Genomic DNA, 22,603 nt, shown 5'->3' with positions numbered 1-22,603 from the left:
GATGCTCTGGGCCTGCATTCTGCTGCCGCAACTGGCCATGGACGGCATCCTGCGCCACCGCGACGATGCCGCCGCGCCGCTGGCCCTGCTCGCCGGCCCGCCACAGCGCCGCGTGCTGCAGGCCGTCAACGCAGCCGCACGCAAACTCGGCCTCAAGCCAGGGCAATCGCTGATCGCAGCCCAGGCATTGACCCACGACTTCGCCACCGCCGATTACGACCCGCTGATGATCGAACGCTGGCAGCGGTTTCTGGCGGCCTGGGGTTACGGCTACAGCGCCCAGGTCAGCCTGCACTACCCGCGCTGCCTGCTGTTGGAGGTGCATTCCAGCCTCGGCCTGTTCGGCCCCTGGCCACGATTCGAGACGCGTCTACGCAAGGAGCTCACGGCTCTGGGCTTCCGCCACCGCATCACCCTGGCGCCCAACCCGGCGGCCGCGCGCATCCTCGCCAATGCCCATGACGGGCTGGCCGTGACCGATACAGCCACGCTGCATCAGGCGTTCGGGGTACTGCCGGTCGAGCGCCTCGGCCTGCCCCGCGAAGTCAGCACATCGCTGGTACGCATGGGCGTGCGCCATCTTCATCAACTGCTCGCCCTGCCGCGGGATAGCCTCGCCAGACGCTTTCCGGCCGAAGTGCTGGCCCAGCTCGACACCCTGCTCGGGCATCGGCCGCTGCCTCTGGAGTTCTACCGCCCGCCGGATGTCTTCGACATCCGCATCGAACTGAATTTCGAAGTCGAATCTCACCAGGCCCTGCTGTTTCCATTGCGCAGACTGACCGCCGACCTGGCCGCCTTTCTCGCCGGGCGGGACAGCGGCGTCCAGCGTTTCAGCCTGTACCTGGAACATCGCACCCTGCCCGACAGCGAGGTGCCAGTCGGCCTGCTCAGTACCGAACGCGAGCCCGCCATGCTGTTCGAACTGACCCGCGGCCGCCTCGAGCACCTGCAACTGCCTGCCCCCGTCCTGGCCGTGCGTCTGCTGGCTCGTGATCTTCCAGCCTTCACGCCGGCCCATCAGGCCTTGTTCGACGAGCGCCCGCAGCAGAATGTGCCTTGGGAGCAGCTGCGCGAACGCCTCCGCGCCCGACTGGGCGACGATGCCGTGGTCTCGCTGAGCGCACGAGCGGACCACCGTCCCGAATATGCCTGGCGGGAAAGCAGCCTCGCCCGCACCGAACCATTGCCTCACGTGGGGTTGCGCCCCGGCTGGCTGCTGAGTACCCCGCAACCCTTGCGCGAAGAGGGTCTGCTCACCCTGGCCGGCCCCGAGCGCATCGAGTCCGGCTGGTGGGATGGTGCCGACGCGCGACGCGACTACTACCGGGTGCAAACCGCTACCGGCCAGCAGGGTTGGGCGTTTCGCGCCCTCGCCGGAGGCCCCCTACTGCTGCACGGCTGGTTCGCATGAACGCCGAATATGCCGAGCTGCATTGCCTGTCCAACTTCAGCTTCCAGCGGGGCGCATCCAGCGCGAGCGAACTCTTCGAACGCGCCAAACGCCAGGGCTATGACGCTCTGGCGATCACCGACGAATGCAGCCTGGCCGGTATCGTGCGCGCCTGGCAGGCCTCGAAGGACACCGGCCTGCCGCTGATCATTGGCAGCGAGGTGCAGTTCGAGGGCGGGCCCAAGCTGATCTTGCTGGTGGAAAACTTGACCGGCTACCAGGCACTCTGCCAATTGATACCCCGTGCCCGCCGACGAGCCGAGAAAGGCCGTTACCAGGCGCTGCGCGAAGACCTTAGCGAGTGGCCACTAGAGGGTCTGCTGGCAATCTGGCTGCCCGCCCACACCGGCGTCGATGCCGAAGGCCAGTGGCTGCGCGAGCGTTTTCCCGAGCGGCTGTGGCTCGGCATCGAACTGCATCGGGGGCCGGACGACGCGCTGCAGCTGCGGCAAAGCCTGGCGCAGGCCTCACGCCTGGGCATACCCGCGGTGGCCTGCGGCGATGTGCACATGCATGCCCGCGGTCGTCGGGCATTGCAGGACTGCATGACCGCCATCCGCCACCATCTGCCAGTGGCCGAAGCAGGATGCCACCTATTTGCCAATGGCGAACGGCACCTCAGATCGATCATCGAACTGGCCCAGCTCTATCCAGCCGAGCTGCTCGCTGAAACCCTTCGCATCAGTCAGCGCTGCCATTTCCAGCTCGACCAGCTGAAGTATCAATATCCCCACGAGCTGGTCCCGCCCGGACATGACACCACCTCATGGTTGCGCAAGCTGGTCGAGGATGGCGCAAGCTGGCGCTGGCCGGACGGCATCACGGAAAAGGCCCGCGCGCAGCTCGAACATGAGCTCGAGCTGATCGCCGACCTGCATTACGAAAGCTATTTCCTGACCGTGCACGACATAGTCCGCTTCGCCCGCGAACGGGGCATTCTCTGTCAGGGTCGAGGCTCGGCGGCCAACTCAAGCGTCTGTTTCGTGCTGGGTATCACCGAGCTCGACCCGGTGCGCAGCAAACTGTTGTTCGAGCGCTTCCTATCCCGCGAACGCAACGAGCCACCCGATATCGACGTGGACTTCGAGCACGACCGGCGCGAGGAAGTCATCCAGTACGTCTTTCAGCGCTATGGGCGCAATCGCGCCGCCCTCACCGCCGTCGCCAGCAGCTACCGCGCAACCGGAGCCCTGCGGGATGTCGCCAAAGCGCTGGGTCTGCCGCCGGACCAGATCAACGCCCTGGCCGGCTGCTGCGGGCGCTGGAGTGAACACATACCCGACGATTCTCGGCTGTGCGAGGCCGGCTTCGACCCAAACAATCCGGTTCTGCGCCGGGTTCTGGTGCTGACCGATGCGCTTATCGGATTTCCTCGCCACCTTTCCCAGCACCCTGGCGGCTTCGTGATCTCCGAGCAGCCACTCGATACCCTGGTGCCGATCGAGAATGCCAGCATGGCCGACCGCACGGTGATTCAATGGGACAAGGACGATCTCGACGCAGTCGGTCTGCTCAAGGTCGACGTGCTGGCCCTAGGCATGCTCAGCGCGATACGACGTTGTTTCGACCTGATCGAGCATTATCGAGGTACGCGCTGGACCATCGCCACGCTGCCCGCGGAGGACAAGCCCACCTACGACATGATCAGCCAGGCCGACACCATCGGCGTCTTCCAGATCGAGTCGCGGGCGCAGATGGCCATGCTGCCGCGCCTGCGCCCGAAGACCTTCTACGACCTGGTCATCCAGGTCGCCATCGTCCGCCCCGGGCCAATCCAGGGCGACATGGTGCATCCGTACCTGCGTCGACGTAATGGTGAAGAGGAGGTGGATTACCCCTCCGAGGAACTAAAACCGGTGTTCGCGCGTACCCTTGGCGTACCGCTGTTTCAGGAGCAGGTGATGGAACTGGCGATCGTGGCGGCCGAGTACACACCAGACGAGGCCGACAAGCTGCGCCGTGCCATGGCCGCCTGGAAACGCCACGGCAGCCTTGAGCCCCACCGCGTGCGGCTGACCGAGCGAATGCTTGCCAAAGGCTACCAGCCCGACTTCATCGCGCGGATCTTCGAACAGATCAAAGGGTTCGGCAGCTACGGCTTTCCCGAATCGCACGCGGCGAGTTTCGCGCTGCTCACCTATGCCAGCAGCTGGCTGAAACGCCACGAGCCGGCGGCATTTGCCTGCGCGCTGATCAACAGCTGGCCGATGGGTTTCTACAACCCTGACCAGATTCTCCAGGACGCCCGTCGCCACCGGCTGGAAATCCGCCCGGTGGACGTTGGCCACAGCGGCTGGGATTGCAGTCTCGAACCAAGCCGCCAGGCACAACCGGCCATCCGCCTGGGGCTACGTATGGTGCGCGGCTTTCGGGAAGCCGATGCCCTGCGCATCGAAGCCGCACGCCAACGTCAGCCATTCATGGACATCCATGACCTGTGCCGTCGCGCCGAGCTCGAACCGCGCGCACGCGAGCAGCTCGCCGATGCCGGGGTCCTGCGCGGTCTGGCCGGTCATCGGCATCGTGCGCGCTGGGCCGTTGCAGGGATCGAACCACAGTTACCCCTGTTTGACGGCCTGCCCGCTATGGAGGAAACACCCATCTACCTGCCGCTGCCTTCGGTGAGTGAAGACCTTTTCAACGACTACGCGACCCTCGGCACTACGTTGGGGCCGCATCCGCTGACCCTGCTGCGAAATGAGCTCAAGGCCAGGCGCTGCCAGAGCTCACGGGAACTGGCCACGATCGAACATGGGCGCCTAGTCAGCGTCGCCGGCCTGGTTATCGGCCGCCAGCGCCCGCAGACCGCCAGCGGTGTCATCTTCGTCACCCTGGAAGACGAGTTCGGCATGGTCAACGTAGTGGTCTGGCGCGACTTGGCCGAGCGCCAGAGGCGACCCTTGATCCAGTCGCAACTGCTTCGTGTGGATGGCCATCTGGAGTCGGCCAGAGGCGTACGACATCTAATCGCCGGCCGCCTGAGCGACCTCACGCCCTTGCTCACCGGGCTCGATGTGCGTAGCCGGGACTTTCAGTAAATTAGAGCTTTCGTCCATTAGTGAGTGCCAGCGAGAAAAGCATGGCGAAAACCAGGCACGCCACCCGATGCATCGAATGAACGATTTGGTCCTACGTTGGGCCACAAGAACGGCAGCATCCCCAGCCACTACTCGGCGGCCGAACTGGGCAAGCTGATCGATGAGGCCAACAAGATATCGGCGACGGATTCGCGAGGGCCGGCGCTGACGATACTGAGGAGGAAGGCAGGATGAAAAAGTCCCGCAAAAGTCCCGCAACGAAAAAGGCCGGTGCTTTCGCAACCGGCCTAAGTCGTTGATCTATTTGGTCGGGACGGAGTGATTCGAACACTCGACCCCTTGCACCCCATGCAAGTGCGCTACCAGGCTGCGCTACGCCCCGACTGACGCCAACAGCACTGCTGAAAGCGGATCGAACTATACATTAAGCATCTGAAAATGTGAAAGTTTTTTAGATACCAGATCGACTATTTCCTCAGCACCTGAAGAACCTCTTCCAACTCCGAGATCATCTGCCGAATGAGCTGCTTGTACTGAGTGGTGTCGTCGCGCGCTTCGTCGCCGGACATGCGCTGTCTGGCGCCACCGATGGTGAAGCCTTGATCGTACAGCAGCGCACGAATCTGACGAATCATCAGGACATCCTGCCGCTGGTAGTAGCGCCGGTTGCCGCGCCGCTTAACCGGATTGAGCTGAGGGAACTCCTGCTCCCAGTAACGCAGCACGTGAGGCTTGACCGCACAAAGCTCGCTCACCTCACCAATGGTGAAATAGCGCTTGCCGGGGATCGACGGAAGCTCGTCGTTATGACTTGGTTCCAGCATAGGCCTCGACTCTCGCTTTGAGTTTCTGCCCTGGACGGAACGTCACCACGCGACGCGCCGTGATAGGTATCTCCTCACCTGTCTTCGGATTGCGACCCGGCCGCTGACGCTTGTCGCGCAGGTCAAAGTTGCCAAACCCGGACAACTTGACCTGTTCGTTATGCTCGAGCGCCTGACGGATCTCCTCGAAAAACAGCTCCACCAACTCCTTGGCCTCGCGCTTATTCAAGCCCAGCTCTTCATATAGACGTTCCGCCATTTCAGCTTTCGTCAGAGCCCCCATACGCTATTTCCTTAACGTGGCGTTGAACCTTTCTTCCAGGGAGGTGAGGATTTTCTGCATCGCACCGTTCACCTCATCGTCGTTTAGAGTGCGCGATGGGTGCTGCCAGGTCAAGCCGACTGCCATACTTTTGCTAAGAGGATCAATACCTTTCCCCTGATAGACATCAAATAGCTTGAGGTCTGTCAGATTCTCGCCCGCAGCATCACGAATGCAACTCAGGATATCTTCGGCCGCGACCTCCCGCCCGACCAGCACAGCAAGGTCACGCCGGACTTCCGGGAATCGCGACAGCTCCGCGAAGGAAGGCATCCGCCCCTCGGCAATCTCGCTAAGCTTCAACTCGAACATGTAGACCGGCTGATCGATACCCAGGGTGCTCGCCAGTTCAGGATGGAGACTTCCAACGAATCCGACCAGTCGGCCGTCGCGCTCGATACGCGCGGTCTGCCCCGGGTGCAGTGCCGGATGTTCTCCCGCAACGAAACGATAGACGCCAGCATTTCCGGCAAAAGCAAGCAGCGCCTCGACATCTGCCTTGATGTCGTAAAAGTCCACCGCCTCGCGCGAGTTCGTCCAACCCTCTGGTTGACGGCTCCCGGTTAACACGCCAGCCAGCATGCTTTCCTGCTCAAGCTCTTTTAACTGACCAACAAAGCGCAACCCCGCCTCGAACAGGCGCACGCGTGGTTGCTGCCGGTTGAGGTTGTACTGCAGCGCCTTGACCAGCCCCGGCCAAAGCGAAGCGCGCATGGCCGCCATATCAGCGGAGATCGGGTTGGCAAGCTGCAACGGCTTCATGTCAGGACTGAACAGCTCGAACAGCTTGGGATCGATGAAGCTGTAAGTGATCGCCTCCTGGTATCCGCGGGCGACCAGTAAACGCCGAAGTAAAGGAAGCTCGGCACGAGCCTCGGGCTTTGCCTCAGGTGCAAGCCGGGCCTGCGGATAACGCACGGGCAAGCGGTCATAACCATACAGCCGACCCAGCTCTTCGATCAGATCGACCTCAAGACTGATATCGAAGCGGTGACTCGGAACACAGACTTGCCAGCGACCTTTAGCCTCTTCGATAACCACCAAGCCCAAGGATGTCAGCAGGCGCACCACTTCGGCGCCATTCATTTCCAGCCCCAGCATTTGGTTGATGCGCTCAGCGCGCAAAGTTACTGGAGCGACTTTTGGCAAGTCGTCTTCGCTGACCACCTCAATGATCGGCCCCGCCTCGCCGCCAACGATATCCAGTAACAGACTCGTTGCACGCTCCATTGCCTGACGGGCGAGCTGCGAGTCGACGCCCCGCTCGTAGCGATGGGAAGCATCGGTGTGCAAACCGTAGGAACGAGCCTTGCCGGCCAACGCAATGGTGTCGAAAAAGGCACTTTCGAGGAAGATATTCTGGGTGGCGGTGCTTACGCCGCTGTGCTCTCCACCCATGACACCCGCGATGGCAAGAGCGCGCTGATGGTCTGCAATAACGAGCGTATCCGCACGCAGGGCGATCTCCTGACCGTCAAGCAATACGAGTTTTTCGCCCTCTTCAGCCATTCGAACCCGAATACCGCCTTTGATCTCGGCAAGATCGAAGGCATGCAGGGGCTGACCCAATTCGAGCATTACGTAGTTGGTTACATCGACGACCGCATCAATGCTACGGATATCGGAGCGGCGCAGACGCTCAACCATCCAAAGCGGCGTCGGGCGCGACAGATCAACATTACGGACAACACGCCCGAGATAACGCGGGCATGCCTTGGGAGCCAGGACCTCGACTGGACGTGTGTCGTCATGATGCAAAGGCGCCACGGTGAATTGCACCGGACTGACCAGTGAGCCATAAATCGCACCAACTTCACGAGCCAAGCCAGCGATGGAGAGGCAGTCACCACGGTTTGGGGTCAAACCGATTTCGATACTTGCATCGTCGAGACCGAGATACTCACGAAAATCAGTACCGACCGGCGCATCGCCGGCCAGCTCCATCAGTCCGCTATCGTCACTCCCCACCTGCAGCTCGGTTTCCGAGCAAAGCATGCCATTGGATTCGATACCGCGGAGCTTGGCCTTCTTGATCTTGAAGTCGCCCGGCAATTGAGCACCGATCATTGCAAACGGAATCTTCAGGCCAGGCCGCACGTTCGGGGCTCCGCAGACGACCTGAAAGGTTTCACTTCCATTGCTGACCTGACAGACCCGAAGCTTGTCGGCATCAGGATGCTGCACGGTTTCGAGGACCTCACCAACAACCACACCGCTGAAGCTGCCCGCAACGGGGGTAACAGCATCCACCTCAAGCCCGACCATGGACAGCCGAGCGACCAGCTCCTCGCGGGAGACCTGCGGATTTACCCAGCTCCGCAGCCATTGTTCACTGAATTTCATCCTGCTCTCCTAATAGTTCGTTGACGGGCGGCGGTACTAGCGAAATTGCGCAAGAAACCGCAGATCGTTATCGAAGAACAGGCGCAAGTCATTGACACCGTAACGCAGCATAGCGAGACGCTCGACCCCCATACCGAAGGCGAACCCGGAATAACGCTCCGGATCGATTCCAGACATCCTCAATACATTCGGATGCACCATGCCGCAGCCCATTACCTCAAGCCAGCCGGTCTGCTTGCACACTCGGCAACCCTTGCCGCTACACATCACGCACTGCATGTCGACTTCTGCAGAGGGCTCGGTGAACGGAAAGAAGGAAGGCCGGAAGCGAACACCTAGCGGCTTCTCAAAGAACACCCGCAGGAACTCCTCAATAGTGCCTTTCAGATCGGCAAAGCTAACGCCCTCGTCGATCAGCAGCCCTTCGACCTGATGGAACATGGGGGAGTGAGTGATATCGGAATCGCAACGATAGACGCGGCCAGGGCAGACGATACGAATGGGAGGTTGACGTGATTCCATGGTGCGCACCTGAACCGGCGAGGTATGCGTGCGCAGCAACATGTTGGCATTGAAGTAGAAGGTATCGTGCATCGCCCTCGCCGGGTGATGCCCCGGAATATTCAGCGCCTCGAAGTTGTGGTAATCATCTTCGACTTCGGGACCCTCTGCCACGCTGTAACCAATGTGGCTGAAGAACTGCTCAACGCGCTCCAAGGTACGAGTTACCGGGTGCAGTCCGCCGGACGCCTCGCCGCGTCCAGGCAGTGTCACGTCGATTTGCTCGGCTGACAATTTAGCATCCAAGGCAGCCTTTTCCAGATCAGCCTTGCGAGCATTCAGCACATCCTGAACACTGCTCTTGGCCGCGTTGATCAGCGCACCGGCTTGCGGACGCTCCTCAGCAGAAAGCTTGCCCAGCGTTTGCATCAGCTGAGTGAGCTCACCCTTCTTTCCCAGGTACTGAACACGTACCTGCTCGAGAGCACCGATATCCTCGCTTTGTTGCACAGCCTCTAGCGCTTGGGAGACCAGTGCATCCAAATTTTCCATGTACACAACCTCCAGAGGTTCTTGCAGAACCGCGCCGGTCAAACGCCCTTATTGGTCGTCGCCATACGCATTTTTGCAAAAGCCCCTTCCAGATACGAAATAGGGGAAGAGCACAAGGCTCTTCCCCTATTGATGACGTTGCAACGAACCCGAGAGTCCGGATTGTCAGGGCTTAAGCCAGAGAAGCTTTGGCTTTCTCGACAATCGCAGCAAACGCCGCTTTTTCGTTCACTGCCAGATCGGCCAGAACCTTGCGATCGATCTCGATGGCCGCCTTTTTCAGACCGGCGATCAGACGGCTGTAAGACAGACCGTTAACACGAGCACCAGCATTGATACGAGCGATCCACAGAGCGCGGAACTGACGCTTGCGCTGACGGCGGTCGCGGTAGGCGTACTGGCCAGCCTTGATTACCGCCTGCTTGGCGACGCGGAATACACGCGAACGCGCTCCGTAGTAGCCTTTGGCGAGTTTCAGAATTTTCTTGTGACGGCGACGGGCAACGACGCCACGCTTAACACGAGCCATGAGTTATTCCTCTGAGTCTTGACCGGATCAACGAACGCGCAGCATGCGCTCCACTTTTGCAACGTCGGACGGGTGCACTTGCGAGCAACCGCGCAGCTGACGCTTACGCTTGGTGGACATCTTGGTCAGGATGTGGCTCTTGAAAGCGTGCTTGTGCTTGAAGCCGTTAGCAGTCTTCTTGAAGCGCTTCGCAGCACCACTTTTAGTCTTCATCTTTGGCATGTTCGGTACTCCACATTGTGGGTGATTACAAATAACCGCAAGGCCTGCCAGTGCCCTGGGGGTTACTTTTTCTTCTTGGGAGCGATGACCATGATTAGCTGGCGTCCTTCCATCTTCGGATGCTGTTCGACCGAGCCATATTCCGCGAGATCGTTTTCGACCCGCTTCAACAGCTCCATCCCCAGCTCCTGATGGGCCATCTCACGGCCACGGAATCGCAAAGATACCTTGGCCCTGTCCCCGTCACTCAGGAAACGCACCAGGTTGCGTAGCTTGACCTGGTAGTCCCCTTCTTCCGTCCCTGGACGAAACTTTACTTCTTTAACCTGAATCTGCTTCTGGTTTTTCTTCGCCGCAGCAACCTGCTTTTTCTTCTCAAACAGATGCTTGCCGTAATCCATGATCCGACAGACCGGAGGATTTGCATCGGCGGAAATTTCAACCAGATCCAGCTTGGCTTCTTCAGCTACTTGCAGCGCTTCATCAATCGAGACGATGCCAATCTGCTCGCCGTCAGCACCAATCAAACGGCCCTCACGAGCCGAGATATTCTCGTTGATCGGGGCCTTGGGTGCAGCTCGTTTATCCTGTCTCATTTCACGCTTAATAGTCATTACTCCAATTCTTGGCGACCACGCCGGGAAACCGCCTGTGTCAACATCTGCGCGAACTGCTCGAGGGGCATGGAGCCCAGATCGACGCCTTCACGGGTGCGCACAGCAACGGATCGTGTCTCAACCTCCCGATCCCCGATAACCAAGAGATAAGGAGTCTTGAGCAAAGTATGCTCGCGGATTTTAAAGCCGATCTTTTCGTTTCTCAAGTCGCACTTGGCACGAAACCCGCTTTGGACGAGCGTTTTTTCGACTTCAGCGGCAAAAGCGGCCTGCTTGTCGGTGATATTCATGATCACCGCCTGCGCCGGCGCAAGCCAGGCCGGGAAAGCGCCCTCGTAATGCTCGATCAGAATGCCAATGAAACGCTCGAACGAACCGAGGATGGCTCGATGCAGCATGACCGGGTGCTGCCGATCATTATTCTCGCTGACATACTCTGCGCCCAGCCGCACCGGAAGATTGAAGTCCAGCTGCAGGGTACCGCACTGCCATACACGGCCCAGACAATCGCGCAAGGAGAACTCGATCTTGGGGCCATAAAAAGCCCCCTCGCCCGGCTGCAGGTCGTACGGCAGACCAGCACTTTCCAGCGCCGCCGCCAGCGCCGCTTCAGCCTTATCCCAGAGCTCATCGGAGCCGACACGCTTCTCGGGACGTGTCGACAGCTTCAGTTCGATATCCGAAAAACCGAAATCGGCATATACCGCTTGCGTCAGCTTGATGAACGCCGCCGACTCAGCCTGCATCTGCTCTTCGGTGCAGAAGATGTGCGCATCGTCCTGAGTAAAGCCTCGTACTCGCATGATGCCGTGCAGCGCACCAGACGGCTCATTACGGTGGCAAGCGCCAAATTCGGCTAGCCGCAGCGGGAGCTCGCGATAGCTCTTCAAGCCCTGATTGTAAACCTGCACATGGCAGGGGCAGTTCATCGGCTTGATCGCGTAATCACGACTTTCCGACTCAGTCGTGAACATGTTTTCGGCGTAGTTCGCCCAATGCCCGGATTTCTCCCAGAGCACGCGATCAACCACCTGCGGCGTCCTAATTTCCAGGTAACCGTTTTCGCGCTGAACCTGCCGCATGTACTGCTCTAGCACCTGATACAGCGTCCAACCATTGGGATGCCAGAACACCATCCCAGGCGCCTCTTCCTGGGTATGAAACAGATCCAGACGCTTGCCGATCTTGCGGTGGTCGCGCTTTTCAGCTTCCTCGATACGCTGGATATAAGCAGCCAGCTGCTTCTTGTCGGCCCAAGCCGTACCGTAGATGCGCTGGAGCTGCTCGTTCTTCGCATCTCCACGCCAGTAGGCACCAGACAGCTTGGTGAGCTTGAAAGACTTAAGAAAGCGTGTATTCGGCACGTGCGGACCACGGCACATGTCGACGTACTCTTCGTGGTAATACAAGCCCATCGCCTGTTCGTCGGGCATATCTTCGACCAGACGAAGCTTGTAATCCTCGCCGCGCGAGGCAAATACATCTATCACCTCCGCTCGCGGCGTCACCTTCTTGATGACGTCGTAGTCGCGTTCGATCAGCTCTTTCATACGCTGCTCGATGGCAGCAACGTCATCGGGAGTGAAAGGACGTTCGTAGGCGATATCGTAGTAGAAGCCCTCATCAATGACCGGCCCAATGACCATGCGGGCGGTCGGGTAGAGCTGCTTCACAGCATGCCCGATAAGGTGCGCACAGGAGTGACGAATGATCTCCAGTCCCTCCTCATCCTTCGGCGTGATGATCTGTAGCGCTGCATCTTTTTCAATCAGATCACAAGCATCGACCAGCTTGCCGTCGACCTTGCCGGCAACGGTCGCCTTGGCGAGGCCAGCACCAATGGACTGAGCCACTTCGGCCACAGTAACCGGATGATCGAACGAACGCTGACTGCCATCGGGAAGAGTAATGGTGGGCATGGCGCCTCCTCTCCTAGTGGTGACCCGTACCAAAGGCCACATGGGTTGGGATGAGCCAGTAAAGCGATTCGGCGAGCACACCTGCCGCACAATGGCAGGAGCCTTAGGCTCACCCGACCGAACCGAAGTCACTGGAGGAAAACAAGACTGGCGATGCTTTCAGAAACCCTGACCTCTGACAAGCAAGCCAAAAAAAAGGGCCGCGTAAGCGACCCTTTTATTCGAATTGGTAGGCACAATTGGATTCGAACCAACGACCCCCACCATGTCAAGGTGGTGCTCTAACCAACTGAGCTATGTGCCTTCGATGGGGGCGCATTCTAAAGCCAAGAAAAAAAGAGTCAAGCGGTTTTTTCTTCTAACTCACTGATATCTGGAAATTTTGAAAATTCCTGCTTGCAATGTTGCGACGCTGGCGAGCTACAGGGTCAAGCGCTAGGATGCGTAAAAAATTCAGAACAGAGAATCCAAGATGCCGCACAACAATTATCCCGCTTCCTACTACGCAGCGACGGCCAACGCGACAGGTGTTCGACAAGAACTTCAGGAAAACAAGCAGGCCGACGTGTGCGTGATCGGCGCCGGATACACAGGCCTGTCGACGGCCCTGTTTCTTCTTGAAAAGGGTTTCAGCGTAATCATATTGGAAGCAGCCAGGGTCGGCTTCGGCGCCTCTGGGCGCAATGGCGGGCAGATCGTCAACAGCTACAGCCGAGACCTTGACAGCATCGAGCGCAGCGCGAGCGCCTCGGCAGCAAAGCTGATCGGGGATATGGCATTCGAAGGCGGACGAATTATCCGTGAACGTGTAACACGCTATGGCATTCAGTGCGACCTGAAAGACGGCGGCGTATTTGCCGCCTTCAATCAGAAGCAGATGCACCACCTCGAAGCACAGAAGGCCTTGTGGGAAAGATATGGCTACCCGCACCTCGAGCTACTGGATAAACAAGGCATACAGCGAGTGGTCGCTAGCGAGAGCTATGCCGGAGGTATGCTCGACAAGCAAGGCGGCCATATTCACCCTCTCAATCTGGCACTCGGAGAAGCAGAAGCTGTTGAATCACTGGGAGGCAGCATCTTCGAGCAATCCCCCGCGCTTCGCATCGAATATGGCGACGCGCCGCTGGTGCACACTCCAAAGGGGACCGTGCGCGCAAGATTCGTCGTGGTAGCAGGCAACGCCTATCTTGGCAATTTGATTCCCGAGCTCGCCGCCAAATCCATGCCTTGCGGCACACAAGTGGTCGCGACGGAGCCACTTGATGATGAACTCGCAAACAGCCTTCTGCCTCAGGACTATTGCGTAGAGGACTGCAATTATCTGCTTGATTACTACCGGCTCTCAGCGGATAAACGGCTCATCTACGGGGGCGGCGTAGTGTACGGCGCACGTGATCCCGCCGACATCGAATCGATCATACGGCCCAAGATGCTGAAGACCTTTCCGCAGCTGGAAAAAGTGAAGATCGACTTTGCCTGGACAGGCAATTTCCTGCTGACGCTTTCACGGCTGCCCCAGGTGGGGCGGCTGGGCAGCAACATCTACTACTCGCAGGGTTGTAGCGGTCATGGCGTCACCTATACACATGTTGCTGGAAAGGTGATCGCCGAGGCCCTGAGCGGCCAGGCAGAGCGCTTTGATGCGCTCGCCAGCCTGCCTCATTACCCTTTCCCTGGAGGACAGCGTTTTCAGGTACCGCTCAGCGCTCTCGGAGCGATGTACTACAACCTGCGCGACAGGCTTGGCTTCTGACCGAGATCACTTGGACACGCATGGCGGGCTCGGCAAGCATTGCGCCGCTCGCTTGCCCTCCAGGGCCGGCAGCGGCGCCCTGAGCCGATCATCATCCGGATCCATTCGCAGGGCACAGGCCTGTGCGTGGCGAGCACCCACGTCACAACCCTTCTCAGCCATTACCTGCGATAGATTGAACCAACCAATGGCGAAGCCCGGGTCGAGACGAACACTGCGCCGTAACGATTCCTCAGCCGCAGCCTTTTCTCCAGCCGCATACTGACTGTTCGCCAAAGCAAACTGCGTGAGCGCCGAGTTCCAACGCTTCGCGCCGGCTTCGTACGCCGCCCGAGCCGCGCGCAGTTGCCCAACCTCTTCCAGATCGCTGGCACTGCGAAGCCAGACAGTTTCTTGCGCAGTTTGTGGTATCCGCTGTGGCTGCAAAGTAAGTACGGCCCAGCGCTCCGCCTTGCGCCACGAGCGCTCGAACTCGTGAAAACTCACCACCAAACGCTTGGTAGTGCCAGACCTAAGCACAATTTCCTGATCTGCAAGGTCATAGCCCACCACCACGGCAAAATGCCATTGAGGCCAACGATCGAAAGCGAGGTTCTGTAGAACCAGAACCGGGTTGCCCGCAGCGACTTCGGCAAGAAGATCACTGAGACTAGGCTGCAGCGGATATACAAGAAGCCCAGCAGAACGGGCGGCAGCAACCATCTCCACCTGCAAGCTGCCTTTGCGCTTGGGAATGTAGACCTGCTCTACAAGCGCTTCCGGCGTTACTTCGATGTCACGCTGCACGAGCATGGTTGCCAATGCAGCGGGTCCGCATTGGTAGTCTTCCTGCGGGTAGAACGGAACGTCCACCAACTCGGCTCTTGTCGGGAGCTGAGCATGATCGACAAGCGTAACCGTCGTTCGCGCACAGCCCCCGAGAAGACCGATCAGGAGCAGTATGAGTAGCCGCTGGCTCAACGATTGATGCAGTTGACGAAGTTGAAAATATTAGTGGCACATAGCATGTCCGTGATGATGAAGATCACCAGGAACAGCACGATCACGCCGACAACGCCTGCCCCTGCGGGGGCCTGATCAAGTTGCTGATTGAACTGGGCCAGTTCCGCTGCCGTCAGGCCGTTGATGCGCTTTTCAACCTGATCACGTTCGACGCCCATCGCTTCCAGCTTCTTTTGCACATCCTGATCATCCAGCATCGTCAGCAACTGTTGCCGATCGACCTGCTGCTGATGTTCAGCAACAACCTCAGGCGTGCCGATCATCGCAGCTTGCGCCAGCGGAACTTGAGCTACCAGAAGCAAGTGCAGAGCAGCTAGCACCGTAGCGACACGCTTGAGTAGGGGGGAATTGAACATAGCGGAACTCCTTATTTTTCTTGCAGCCAGGGGATTGCAAAGCGCCATCAGCCATTAAGACGAGCCAACGCCGCTTCGGTTCCCATCCACAGCTGTTTTTTCCAACTGGCATGGAGGCCTATCGGCATACCCGTATCTTTGATAGTAGTTGCGCTCCGACAAACCAGACGAAAAAGGAGAGGCTGTGCAGCGCATCAAACGAGCCCTACCAATTGCCATAGCCTCGGCCGCATTTGTACTGACAGGCTGTCAAACGACTTCCACAGCACCGTCAAACAGCAGCCCGACTGAGTCAGTCGGACGGTGCAACGCCGATTCCGTGGCAAGCTTGACGGGCCAAACCGTCACGCCAGAAATACTTGAACGAGCAAGGGAGCAATCCGGGGCAATCACCGCGCGGGTCCTGCGGCCCGACGATATCGTCACGCTGGAATACAACTCGCAGAGACTGAATATCTATACCGACAAGGATATGACCATAGAGCGCATCGGCTGCGGCTAATACCGCATGCGCGATACCGCTCAGCAAGCATGGCCTGCTGAGCGGCATCTGCGTCGGTGCATGACAGGGCCGCGCTAGTGGGCGACAGCCTTGCGCATATGGAACTGAGATGCCGAAATCTGCTTGGGCGGGGTAAGCAAGAAGTACAGTTTGTAGCGATTGATCACGACTTGCGCCAACAACGGAGCCGCCGTACCGATCAGCGTTCCGATAACCAGATGCGCTGTGATTGAATCAATACCGAGGAATTTGCTGAGTATTACCCGCACCCCGCTACCGGCCAGAATATGCATCAGGTAGATCGTCATCGACGAAACGCCGATGAACAGAAACCAATCCACGCGAAACTGACCTAGCCACATCGACAACGCGATCATGAAGAAGATGGATATGGTTGCAAGCGCGAGTACCGCCATGCCCCCATCGGCATAGTTCAGACCGAAGGTCACATGAAACAGGTACTGCCCCAGGATGAACAGCGCACCAAAAAATAGTGTCAGCTGGGTATAACGCGCAAGGAAGAACGTCTTGACCTCGTTGAACCAGACGCCCAATGCAAAGAAGACGGTATTGCCCAGGATAAAGCGGGTCATGTTGTTTACCGTCAGATCCTGCTGGAAGACATACAGCAAGCCAAACAGGACCACGAATGGCAGGAAATAGCGCCGATCTGCTCGCGCATAAAGAAACGCACAAACCACGAACACCAGAAACAGAGCGTACAGGAACCAGAACTGCGCTCGCGGCATCCAGAGCAACGAGAACACCTCAACCAAGGTGACCTGACCGTTCGTGTAATTCGACAGGACGACTTCGAACAGACCTTGTAGTAAAGACCAGACAATAAAGGGATAGACGATTGTGTCGACCTTGTTGATGATCAACCCGCCCCGGCCCCGCTTCTGCAACGAATCGAAGAAGAATAAACCCGACAGGAAGAAGAACAGCGGCATGTGAAAGCTGTAAATGATGCTGTCGACCAGCACGAATCGCGCCTCATCCATCGGCAACCCGGCATTGAATACGCCTCGCGCGACATGCCCGTAGACAACAAGAATGATTCCGATCGCCTTGGCATAATCAACCCAAACGTTTCTCTCCTGCATTTGATTGTTCTCCTTGTATCAGCCAATGAGCAGGCGGCACCCGCTTCCAGAGAAAGTGGATGGAGGAGATAGACAACAGGATTTTTCATTGGTTTAGCTGAAGCACTCCTGGGTCGCCGAAGCGCGACACAGATTCCAATAAACCGAGCGCCCGGCCTCCACACCTCCCGCACGCACGTTGCCTGGCCGCCAGCCCGAGCGCTATATGCAAGCTTTTCTGGAGCGATGATATGCCCGACCCGCTACTGCCTTCCTGCTCCATCCTGCTTCTGGCGGGTGGCCGTGGGCAACGCATGGGAGGACAGGACAAAGGACTGGTCGAATGGCAGGGACGCCCATTGATTGCATGGTTGCATGAGACCGTTCAGCCATTGACAGACGACCTCCTGCTGTCCTGCAACCGCAATCGAGCCCGCTACTCGGCCTATGCCGATCAATTGATTAGCGATGAAGAGCAGGGATTCCCCGGGCCCCTTGCAGGAATACGCAGCGGTCTTGCAGCTGCTCGCAACGCCTGGATGCTCGTACTGCCATGCGACACCCCGTTGATTGATCGCCCCTTGCTGCAGTCGCTCTACCAGACCGCGCTCGAACAGCCAGACAGGCCAGTCATGCTGAGCTGCGAAGGCCAGTGGGAGCCCCTGTTCAGCATAATTCCCACCGGCCGAAGGTCCGAAGTTGACGCTTGCTGGCAATCTGGAGAACGCAGCCCTTTGCGTGCACTTCTTCAGCTTGGCGCCCGTGCGCTTGAGGTACACCGGGGCGACCCCCGCCTCGCCAACCTGAATACACCGGAGCTGCTCAAGATCACTGGCTCGAGCGGAACTTCGTCCTAGTGGGTTTCGTCCCATGGGTATCGAACCCGCAGAAGGAATAGCGTCATGCAACCACGCATCATCCCCGCCCTGCTACTCGCGCTGGGCTTTACCGTCCTTGCCGGCTGCGCGAACCCCAGCGTGATCACGCTCAACGATGGTCGTGAAATTCAAACTCTGGACCATCCCGATTTCGATGACGAGTCGGGCTTCTACGAATATGAGCAAATCGATGGCAAGCCAGGGAAAGTGAACAAGGATCAGGTTCGCACCGTACGAGAACTCTGAGCCAGGTCGACCTTCGCACAAGATAGATCCTAGGTTATCTGCCGCGAAGGTCGGTTGTTCCGCTAGCAGCTCGTAAAAGGCTGGCCGCCCCCCCAAAAAAACCCCTCCTAACACCTTGTGCAACAAAACTTTTTCTGTAGAATGCGCGCCATCTTCGGAGCGTAGCGCAGCTTGGTAGCGCGTCTCGTTCGGGACGAGAAGGTCGCTGGTTCGAATCCAGTCGCTCCGACCATATCCCGCTGTTCAGCTAGCTGCTTAGCTGAACAAAAAACCGGCAAACATGCCGGTTTTTTTATGCCTGTAATTTGTTCAACATCACGTCGAACCCTGAAGAAAACTCACCACCTGCTCTGCCTCGAACGGCCAGTCCAATTCGGAACCGGTATCGACGCGACGAAGCACCGGGATTCGCAAAGCGTAATCCTCGACCCAATCAGGGCGCTCAGCGATATCGATCAACTCGACCAGCAGCCCATATTCGACCAAAGGCATGAGCACTTCCTCAGCCTGCTCGCATAGATGGCAGCCCAAGGTCCCGAACAGTTGGCATTCCGGTAACATCTGACGTTCTCGCAATGTTATGTGCTCGAATTCTAGCAAGCGTTATTCGGCGCGCCATTGATAAATGACTTCGGTCGGCAGACGCACCAGCAACGAAAATGTGAATTCAGCCTCACTCATCAGGCGATTATGCGATGGCCATTCGACTCTGCCCGAGCAAAACGCTAGGATGCTGCCACCCGCGGCGACGCAGATCGCCCGCACACCCTTTAGTCTTTAACCGCCAGGCCGTTGTCTTGTGCCACTTTACGGGTCGTACACGAATATCGCGCACATGCACGATATGCCCGCGACCGTCTAGCACGTTGACTTGCGGGACTTGGCGACTAAAGTCTAAAGGCTGAAACAATGATGAAATGTTTTATTGCATGTCGCCGTAAGAGCGACCTTCAGAGCATCATCCAACGAGGAGAACAAGAAATGCTCAAGACCCCAATCGCCCGGGGCGTGGCCCTGGCCACTCTGGGAGCAACCCTAGCCATTCCTTCCATGGCTCAAGCTGCTTTTATCGAAGATACAAAGGCTGGCCTGGAGCTGCGTAACTTCTACTTCAACCGTGACTTCCGCGAAGGTGCTGGTCAGAACAAGCGAGATGAATGGGCTCAGGGCTTCCTGCTACGAGTTGAGTCAGGATTCACCGAAGGCACTGTCGGCTTCGGCGTCGATGCTCTGGGTCTGTTGGGGGTAAAACTCGACTCCAGCCCTGACCGCACCGGAACAAACATACTGCCGGTCGATAATGATGGGTCTGCACCCGATGATTATTCCCAGCTTGGCCTAACTGCCAAAGTAAAAATCTCCAAGACAATTCTGAAAGTTGGCACGCTTGAGCCAAAGAACATGGCTCTTCACCGCAGTGACTCTCGCATGCTCCCACAAACCTTCAAAGGCGGACAGATCGTCTCCAATGAAGTTGAAGGATTGACATTAGATGCGGGTTACATAACGGAAGTTAACGAGCGTAACGACTCGAACTATGATGACCTGACAGCACTTCTGAACGGTGCTTCATTAGGCGGCGGTAGCATTGATGATTTCATTTTTGCTGGTGCTACTTACAAGTTGATGGACAACCTTACCGGTGCCTATTACTACAGCAATCTTGAAGAAGCTTACAAGCAGCACTCTTTCAATCTGATTCATGTTCTACCGCTTGGTGAGAAGCAGTCGCTGAAAACCGATCTGCGCTATGCCCGCTCGACAGACGATGGTTCTTCTAATGTCGACAACAAGGCCTTGGGCGCAATGGTCACCTACTCGGTCAGCGGCCATAGCTTTGGCTTGGGCTATCAGGAAATGAATGGTGATACCGGCTTCGCCTTCGTCGGCGGCTGGTCCGATCCTTATCTGGTGAACTATGTAATGATTGGTCCGGACTTTGCCAAAGCTGATGAAAAATCATGGCAGGCCCGCTACGACTTCAACTTTGCCTCCATCGGCATTCCCGGCCTGAGCCTGATGACCCGCTACGTCACCGGTGATGGCTTCGATAGAACTGACGGCTCCAACGGTGGTAAAGAGTGGGAGCGCGACACCGATATCACCTACGTATTCCAAGAAGGCGCCTTGAAGAATCTCGGTGTTAAATGGCGTAACGGTACATATCGCAGCACCAACACCCGCGATATTAATGAGAACCGTCTGATCGTCAGCTACGTAACCGCTCCACAAACCACACCTTCAAGTTAAGTGAAGGCCCACAGATGCTGTGCTCCCGATTTTCCTGGAGCCCAGCCCATGATGCGTCCCGACCCCAAGGTCAAAGCCGTTTACCTTTACCCCAAGCCGGTCGATTTCCGCAAATCCATCAACGGTCTGGCCGCCTTGGTCGAGTTGGATATCAAGGTGGCGGTGTTCGACCCGGCGTTGTTCGTTTTTCTCAACCGCACGCGCAACCAAGTGAAAATTCTGTATTGGCATCGTAACGGTTTCTGTTTGTGGCTCAAGCGCTTGGAGGCCGAGCGGTTCAAGACCAAACCGGATGCCGGTGACGAAGCGATCGAGCTGACGGTGCGGGAATTGAATCAGTTGCTGGAGGGCATCGACCTCTGGGGCAATCAACCGCACAAGGTGCTGACACCACGTTTCGTGACTTGAGCCGGTATAATCCATGGCATGATTTCCGTGCCTGAACCCCTTCCTGACGACCCCGCAGCGCTCAAGCAATTGCTCGCTGAGGTGCTGTCTTCTGCACAGAAATTGGCCAAGGACAAGGACGGGCAGATCGAGCACCTGCGCGAACAAAACGCACTGCTGATCCAACGCCTGTTCGGTCGCAAATCCGAGCAGACGGCCGATCCTGACTCGCCGCAGTTGGAGATTTTCAACGAAGCCGAAAGCCTCACCGAAGCCGAAAGCCTCACCGAAGCCGCGCCCGAAACTACTGCCGAAGAGATCGAGGAAGACGTCGTCGCGCCGGTCAAACGTCGTGGCAAGCGTAAACCACTGCCGGCTGAGTTGCCGCGCGTTGAGGTTATCCATGAGCTGCCCGAGCACGAGCTGACCTGTGCCTGCGGTGCTTGCAAGCAAGTGATCGGTGAGGAAACCAGCGAACAGCTGGAAATCATCCCGATGCAGGTGCGGGTCATCCGCCATATCCGTAAGACCTACGCCTGCAAAGCCTGCGAAGCCGCCCCGATCACCGCGGACAAGCCCGCGCAACTGATTGAGAAAAGCCTGGCTACGCCCAGCGTGTTGGCGATGCTGCTGACCACCAAGTACGCCGACGGCATCCCGCTGTACCGCTTCGAGAAAGTCCTCCATCGCCATGGCATCGACATCCCGCGGCAGACCCTGGCTCGCTGGGTGATCCAATGCGGTGACTATCTGCAACCCTTGCTCAACTTGATGCGCGACACGCTGCTGGATTATCCGGTGTTGCACTGCGACGAAACCCGGGTGCAGGTGCTCAAAGAACCGGGGCGCGGCCCGAGCAGCCAATCCTGGATGTGGGTGCAAACCGGCGGCCCGCCAGACAGGCCGGTGATCCTCTTCGACTACACAACCAGTCGTGCGCAGGACGTACCCTTGCGCCTGCTCACCGGCTATTGCGGTTATTTAATGACCGACGACTACTCCGGCTACAACGCCGTGGCCGCGCAAGCGGGCATCGAGCGGCTGGCCTGCTGGGCCCATGCGAGGCGCAAATTTATCGAGGCGCAGAAGGTGCAGCCTAAAGGCAAAACTGGGCGAGCCGACATGGCCCTGAACCTGATCAACAAACTCTACGGTATCGAGCGCGAGCTGAAAGACGCCAGCGACGCTGAACGCCTGAGTGCCCGCCAACAGCGCAGTCAACCAGTGCTCGACCAGCTCAAAGCCTGGCTCGACAAAGCTCAGCCGCAGGTCGCCGGACAGACCTCCCTGGGCAAGGCGGTGAACTACTTGGAGAACAACTGGAGCCGCCTGGAGCGCTACATCGAAGGCGGAAACCTGCCCATCGACAACAACCGCGCCGAGAACGCCATCCGCCCGTTCGTCATCGGCCGCAAAAACTGGCTGTTCAGCGACACACCCAAAGGCGCCACGGCCAGCGCACAGATCTATAGTCTGATCGAAACCGCCAAAGCCAATGGCCAGGAGCCCTACGCCTACCTGCGCCACATCCTTGAGCGCCTGCCTCAGGTCAACAGCGTCGAAGGCTACGAAGCGCTGTTGCCGTGGAACTGCTCGCCAGCGCCAGCTGCTTCCTGAAAACAACCCCGTCCGCTAGGACGGGGTTTATGGAGCGCTTACTCAGCTACACCATCCCGCTGATGTAATAGCGGCTACTGCACTCTCTGCTGTAGACAGGAAAACCCGCTTCGGCGGGTTTTCTTTTTTACCAACAGCAGTGATTCCAACGCAGTTGCATATGCGTCTACACGGCTCAACGAAGCGGGGAACCTTTAACGAGGC

Annotated in this window: 21 protein-coding genes, 3 tRNA genes and 1 pseudogene; 11 read left to right on the top strand and 14 right to left on the bottom strand. The window is 58.1% G+C overall.

Annotation, left to right across the window (positions count from 1 at the left end; genetic code table 11):
• The first annotated feature begins 1 nt into the window (after nt 1).
• The 3 genes and pseudogenes from F753_RS35390 to F753_RS49085 all read left to right on the top strand — a co-directional run.
• The gene (locus tag F753_RS35390) at nt 2-1,414 is read left to right on the top strand and encodes a Y-family DNA polymerase (protein ID WP_023445202.1); all 1,413 of its coding nucleotides are present in this window, start codon (nt 2-4) and stop codon (nt 1,412-1,414) included.
• On the top strand, nt 1,411-4,491 hold the full coding sequence (locus F753_RS35385) for an error-prone DNA polymerase (RefSeq protein ID WP_023445201.1): 3,081 nt from the start codon (nt 1,411-1,413) through the stop codon (nt 4,489-4,491). Before F753_RS35390 ends, F753_RS35385 begins: the two co-directional genes overlap by 4 nt.
• A gap of 96 nt (nt 4,492-4,587) precedes the next feature.
• Nucleotides 4,588-4,725, top strand: a pseudogene (locus F753_RS49085) (tyrosine-type recombinase/integrase); the annotation flags it as partial.
• A 71-nt stretch (nt 4,726-4,796) separates the two neighbouring features.
• Here the strand turns inward: F753_RS49085 and F753_RS35380 are convergent.
• The 10 genes from F753_RS35380 to F753_RS35335 all read right to left on the bottom strand — a co-directional run bounded on the left by F753_RS35380 (nt 4,797) and on the right by F753_RS35335 (nt 12,624).
• Nucleotides 4,797-4,873 (bottom strand) — tRNA-Pro (locus F753_RS35380).
• 85 nt (nt 4,874-4,958) lie between these two features.
• Complete coding sequence (locus F753_RS35375) at nt 4,959-5,315, bottom strand: MerR family transcriptional regulator (protein ID WP_003298372.1); 357 nt, start codon at nt 5,313-5,315, stop codon at nt 4,959-4,961.
• Nucleotides 5,296-5,598, bottom strand: a complete 303-nt coding sequence (ihfA, locus tag F753_RS35370; protein WP_003282572.1) for an integration host factor subunit alpha — start codon at nt 5,596-5,598, stop codon at nt 5,296-5,298. Before ihfA ends, F753_RS35375 begins: the two co-directional genes overlap by 20 nt.
• A 3-nt stretch (nt 5,599-5,601) precedes the next feature.
• A complete protein-coding gene (gene pheT / locus F753_RS35365; RefSeq protein ID WP_023445200.1) occupies nt 5,602-7,980 on the bottom strand; it encodes a phenylalanine--tRNA ligase subunit beta in 2,379 nt (792 codons plus the stop codon).
• Nucleotides 7,981-8,016: 36 nt separating this feature from the next.
• Nucleotides 8,017-9,033: a phenylalanine--tRNA ligase subunit alpha gene (gene pheS / locus F753_RS35360; RefSeq protein ID WP_023445199.1), complete on the bottom strand. Its 1,017-nt coding sequence runs from the start codon at nt 9,031-9,033 to the stop codon at nt 8,017-8,019.
• A 172-nt stretch (nt 9,034-9,205) separates the two neighbouring features.
• Nucleotides 9,206-9,562: a 50S ribosomal protein L20 gene (rplT, locus tag F753_RS35355; protein ID WP_003282569.1), complete on the bottom strand. Its 357-nt coding sequence runs from the start codon at nt 9,560-9,562 to the stop codon at nt 9,206-9,208.
• 27 nt (nt 9,563-9,589) lie between these two features.
• Entirely contained in the window at nt 9,590-9,784 is a 195-nt protein-coding gene (gene rpmI, locus F753_RS35350) for a 50S ribosomal protein L35 (protein WP_003289526.1), read from the bottom strand.
• A 62-nt stretch (nt 9,785-9,846) separates the two neighbouring features.
• Nucleotides 9,847-10,398: a translation initiation factor IF-3 gene (gene infC / locus F753_RS35345; RefSeq protein WP_023445198.1), complete on the bottom strand. Its 552-nt coding sequence runs from the start codon at nt 10,396-10,398 to the stop codon at nt 9,847-9,849.
• Nucleotides 10,398-12,320, bottom strand: coding sequence for a threonine--tRNA ligase (thrS, locus tag F753_RS35340; RefSeq protein WP_023445197.1), 1,923 nt, complete (start codon nt 12,318-12,320; stop codon nt 10,398-10,400). The genes infC and thrS overlap by 1 nt, the downstream gene beginning before the upstream one ends.
• Nucleotides 12,321-12,547: 227 nt before the next feature.
• A tRNA-Val gene (locus tag F753_RS35335) sits at nt 12,548-12,624 on the bottom strand.
• Nucleotides 12,625-12,792: 168 nt separating this feature from the next.
• On the opposite strand from F753_RS35335, the gene F753_RS35330 reads away from it, so the two are divergent.
• Entirely contained in the window at nt 12,793-14,076 is a 1,284-nt protein-coding gene (locus F753_RS35330) for an NAD(P)/FAD-dependent oxidoreductase (RefSeq protein ID WP_023445196.1), read from the top strand.
• Between the two features lie 6 nt (nt 14,077-14,082).
• Here the strand turns inward: F753_RS35330 and F753_RS35325 are convergent, their stop codons facing one another.
• Both F753_RS35325 and F753_RS35320 read right to left on the bottom strand, forming a co-directional pair.
• Entirely contained in the window at nt 14,083-15,036 is a 954-nt protein-coding gene (locus tag F753_RS35325; RefSeq protein ID WP_023445195.1) for a PA2778 family cysteine peptidase, read from the bottom strand.
• The gene (locus tag F753_RS35320; protein WP_003298355.1) at nt 15,033-15,434 is read right to left on the bottom strand and encodes a PA2779 family protein; all 402 of its coding nucleotides are present in this window, start codon (nt 15,432-15,434) and stop codon (nt 15,033-15,035) included. Before F753_RS35320 ends, F753_RS35325 begins: the two co-directional genes overlap by 4 nt.
• Nucleotides 15,435-15,618: 184 nt before the next feature.
• Between F753_RS35320 and F753_RS49840 the strand changes: the two genes are divergently transcribed.
• Nucleotides 15,619-15,936, top strand: a complete 318-nt coding sequence (locus tag F753_RS49840; protein ID WP_179486276.1) for an I78 family peptidase inhibitor — start codon at nt 15,619-15,621, stop codon at nt 15,934-15,936.
• A gap of 74 nt (nt 15,937-16,010) precedes the next feature.
• Here F753_RS49840 and F753_RS35310 read toward each other — a convergent pair whose 3' ends face one another.
• The gene (locus tag F753_RS35310; RefSeq protein WP_023445194.1) at nt 16,011-17,042 is read right to left on the bottom strand and encodes an acyltransferase family protein; all 1,032 of its coding nucleotides are present in this window, start codon (nt 17,040-17,042) and stop codon (nt 16,011-16,013) included.
• A 230-nt stretch (nt 17,043-17,272) separates the two neighbouring features.
• Here F753_RS35310 and mobA point away from each other — a divergent pair, with 230 nt between their 5' ends.
• The 3 genes from mobA to F753_RS35295 all read left to right on the top strand — a co-directional run bounded on the left by mobA (nt 17,273) and on the right by F753_RS35295 (nt 18,377).
• Entirely contained in the window at nt 17,273-17,878 is a 606-nt protein-coding gene (mobA, locus tag F753_RS35305) for a molybdenum cofactor guanylyltransferase MobA (RefSeq protein WP_023445193.1), read from the top strand.
• A gap of 45 nt (nt 17,879-17,923) precedes the next feature.
• The gene (locus F753_RS35300) at nt 17,924-18,145 is read left to right on the top strand and encodes a YgdI/YgdR family lipoprotein (RefSeq protein WP_003298350.1); all 222 of its coding nucleotides are present in this window, start codon (nt 17,924-17,926) and stop codon (nt 18,143-18,145) included.
• 155 nt (nt 18,146-18,300) lie between these two features.
• Nucleotides 18,301-18,377 (top strand) — tRNA-Pro (locus tag F753_RS35295).
• A gap of 83 nt (nt 18,378-18,460) precedes the next feature.
• Here F753_RS35295 and F753_RS0124875 read toward each other — a convergent pair.
• Nucleotides 18,461-18,706: a glutaredoxin family protein gene (locus F753_RS0124875; RefSeq protein ID WP_031297609.1), complete on the bottom strand. Its 246-nt coding sequence runs from the start codon at nt 18,704-18,706 to the stop codon at nt 18,461-18,463.
• 420 nt (nt 18,707-19,126) lie between these two features.
• On the opposite strand from F753_RS0124875, the gene F753_RS35290 reads away from it, so the two are divergent.
• The 3 genes from F753_RS35290 to tnpC are packed head-to-tail and all read left to right on the top strand — an operon-like array spanning nt 19,127 to nt 22,399.
• On the top strand, nt 19,127-20,395 hold the full coding sequence (locus F753_RS35290) for an OprD family porin (protein ID WP_023445191.1): 1,269 nt from the start codon (nt 19,127-19,129) through the stop codon (nt 20,393-20,395).
• 48 nt (nt 20,396-20,443) lie between these two features.
• The gene (gene tnpB / locus F753_RS35285) at nt 20,444-20,803 is read left to right on the top strand and encodes an IS66 family insertion sequence element accessory protein TnpB (protein WP_023445190.1); all 360 of its coding nucleotides are present in this window, start codon (nt 20,444-20,446) and stop codon (nt 20,801-20,803) included.
• A gap of 18 nt (nt 20,804-20,821) precedes the next feature.
• Nucleotides 20,822-22,399, top strand: a complete 1,578-nt coding sequence (gene tnpC / locus F753_RS35280; protein ID WP_023445189.1) for an IS66 family transposase — start codon at nt 20,822-20,824, stop codon at nt 22,397-22,399.
• Nucleotides 22,400-22,603 lie beyond the last annotated feature (204 nt).

The organism is Stutzerimonas chloritidismutans AW-1, from assembly GCF_000495915.1.
In the GTDB taxonomy this organism is placed as follows: Bacteria; Pseudomonadota; Gammaproteobacteria; order Pseudomonadales; family Pseudomonadaceae; genus Stutzerimonas; species Stutzerimonas chloritidismutans.
Note: the sequence above shows the minus strand (reverse complement) of the source record. Positions and strands in the feature narration are given on the sequence as shown.

Coding starts and splice junctions, on each gene's coding strand:
- F753_RS35390 (WP_023445202.1), top strand. CDS start 2: ATGCTCTGGGCCTGCATTCTGCTGCCGCAACTGGCCATGGACGGCATC.
- F753_RS35385 (WP_023445201.1), top strand. CDS start 1,411: ATGAACGCCGAATATGCCGAGCTGCATTGCCTGTCCAACTTCAGCTTC.
- F753_RS35375 (WP_003298372.1), bottom strand. CDS start 5,315: ATGCTGGAACCAAGTCATAACGACGAGCTTCCGTCGATCCCCGGCAAG.
- ihfA (WP_003282572.1), bottom strand. CDS start 5,598: ATGGGGGCTCTGACGAAAGCTGAAATGGCGGAACGTCTATATGAAGAG.
- pheT (WP_023445200.1), bottom strand. CDS start 7,980: ATGAAATTCAGTGAACAATGGCTGCGGAGCTGGGTAAATCCGCAGGTC.
- pheS (WP_023445199.1), bottom strand. CDS start 9,033: ATGGAAAATTTGGATGCACTGGTCTCCCAAGCGCTAGAGGCTGTGCAA.
- rplT (WP_003282569.1), bottom strand. CDS start 9,562: ATGGCTCGTGTTAAGCGTGGCGTCGTTGCCCGTCGCCGTCACAAGAAA.
- rpmI (WP_003289526.1), bottom strand. CDS start 9,784: ATGCCAAAGATGAAGACTAAAAGTGGTGCTGCGAAGCGCTTCAAGAAG.
- infC (WP_023445198.1), bottom strand. CDS start 10,398: ATGACTATTAAGCGTGAAATGAGACAGGATAAACGAGCTGCACCCAAG.
- thrS (WP_023445197.1), bottom strand. CDS start 12,320: ATGCCCACCATTACTCTTCCCGATGGCAGTCAGCGTTCGTTCGATCAT.
- F753_RS35330 (WP_023445196.1), top strand. CDS start 12,793: ATGCCGCACAACAATTATCCCGCTTCCTACTACGCAGCGACGGCCAAC.
- F753_RS35320 (WP_003298355.1), bottom strand. CDS start 15,434: ATGTTCAATTCCCCCCTACTCAAGCGTGTCGCTACGGTGCTAGCTGCT.
- F753_RS35310 (WP_023445194.1), bottom strand. CDS start 17,042: ATGCAGGAGAGAAACGTTTGGGTTGATTATGCCAAGGCGATCGGAATC.
- mobA (WP_023445193.1), top strand. CDS start 17,273: ATGCCCGACCCGCTACTGCCTTCCTGCTCCATCCTGCTTCTGGCGGGT.
- F753_RS35300 (WP_003298350.1), top strand. CDS start 17,924: ATGCAACCACGCATCATCCCCGCCCTGCTACTCGCGCTGGGCTTTACC.
- F753_RS0124875 (WP_031297609.1), bottom strand. CDS start 18,706: ATGTTACCGGAATGCCAACTGTTCGGGACCTTGGGCTGCCATCTATGC.
- F753_RS35290 (WP_023445191.1), top strand. CDS start 19,127: ATGCTCAAGACCCCAATCGCCCGGGGCGTGGCCCTGGCCACTCTGGGA.
- tnpB (WP_023445190.1), top strand. CDS start 20,444: ATGATGCGTCCCGACCCCAAGGTCAAAGCCGTTTACCTTTACCCCAAG.
- tnpC (WP_023445189.1), top strand. CDS start 20,822: ATGATTTCCGTGCCTGAACCCCTTCCTGACGACCCCGCAGCGCTCAAG.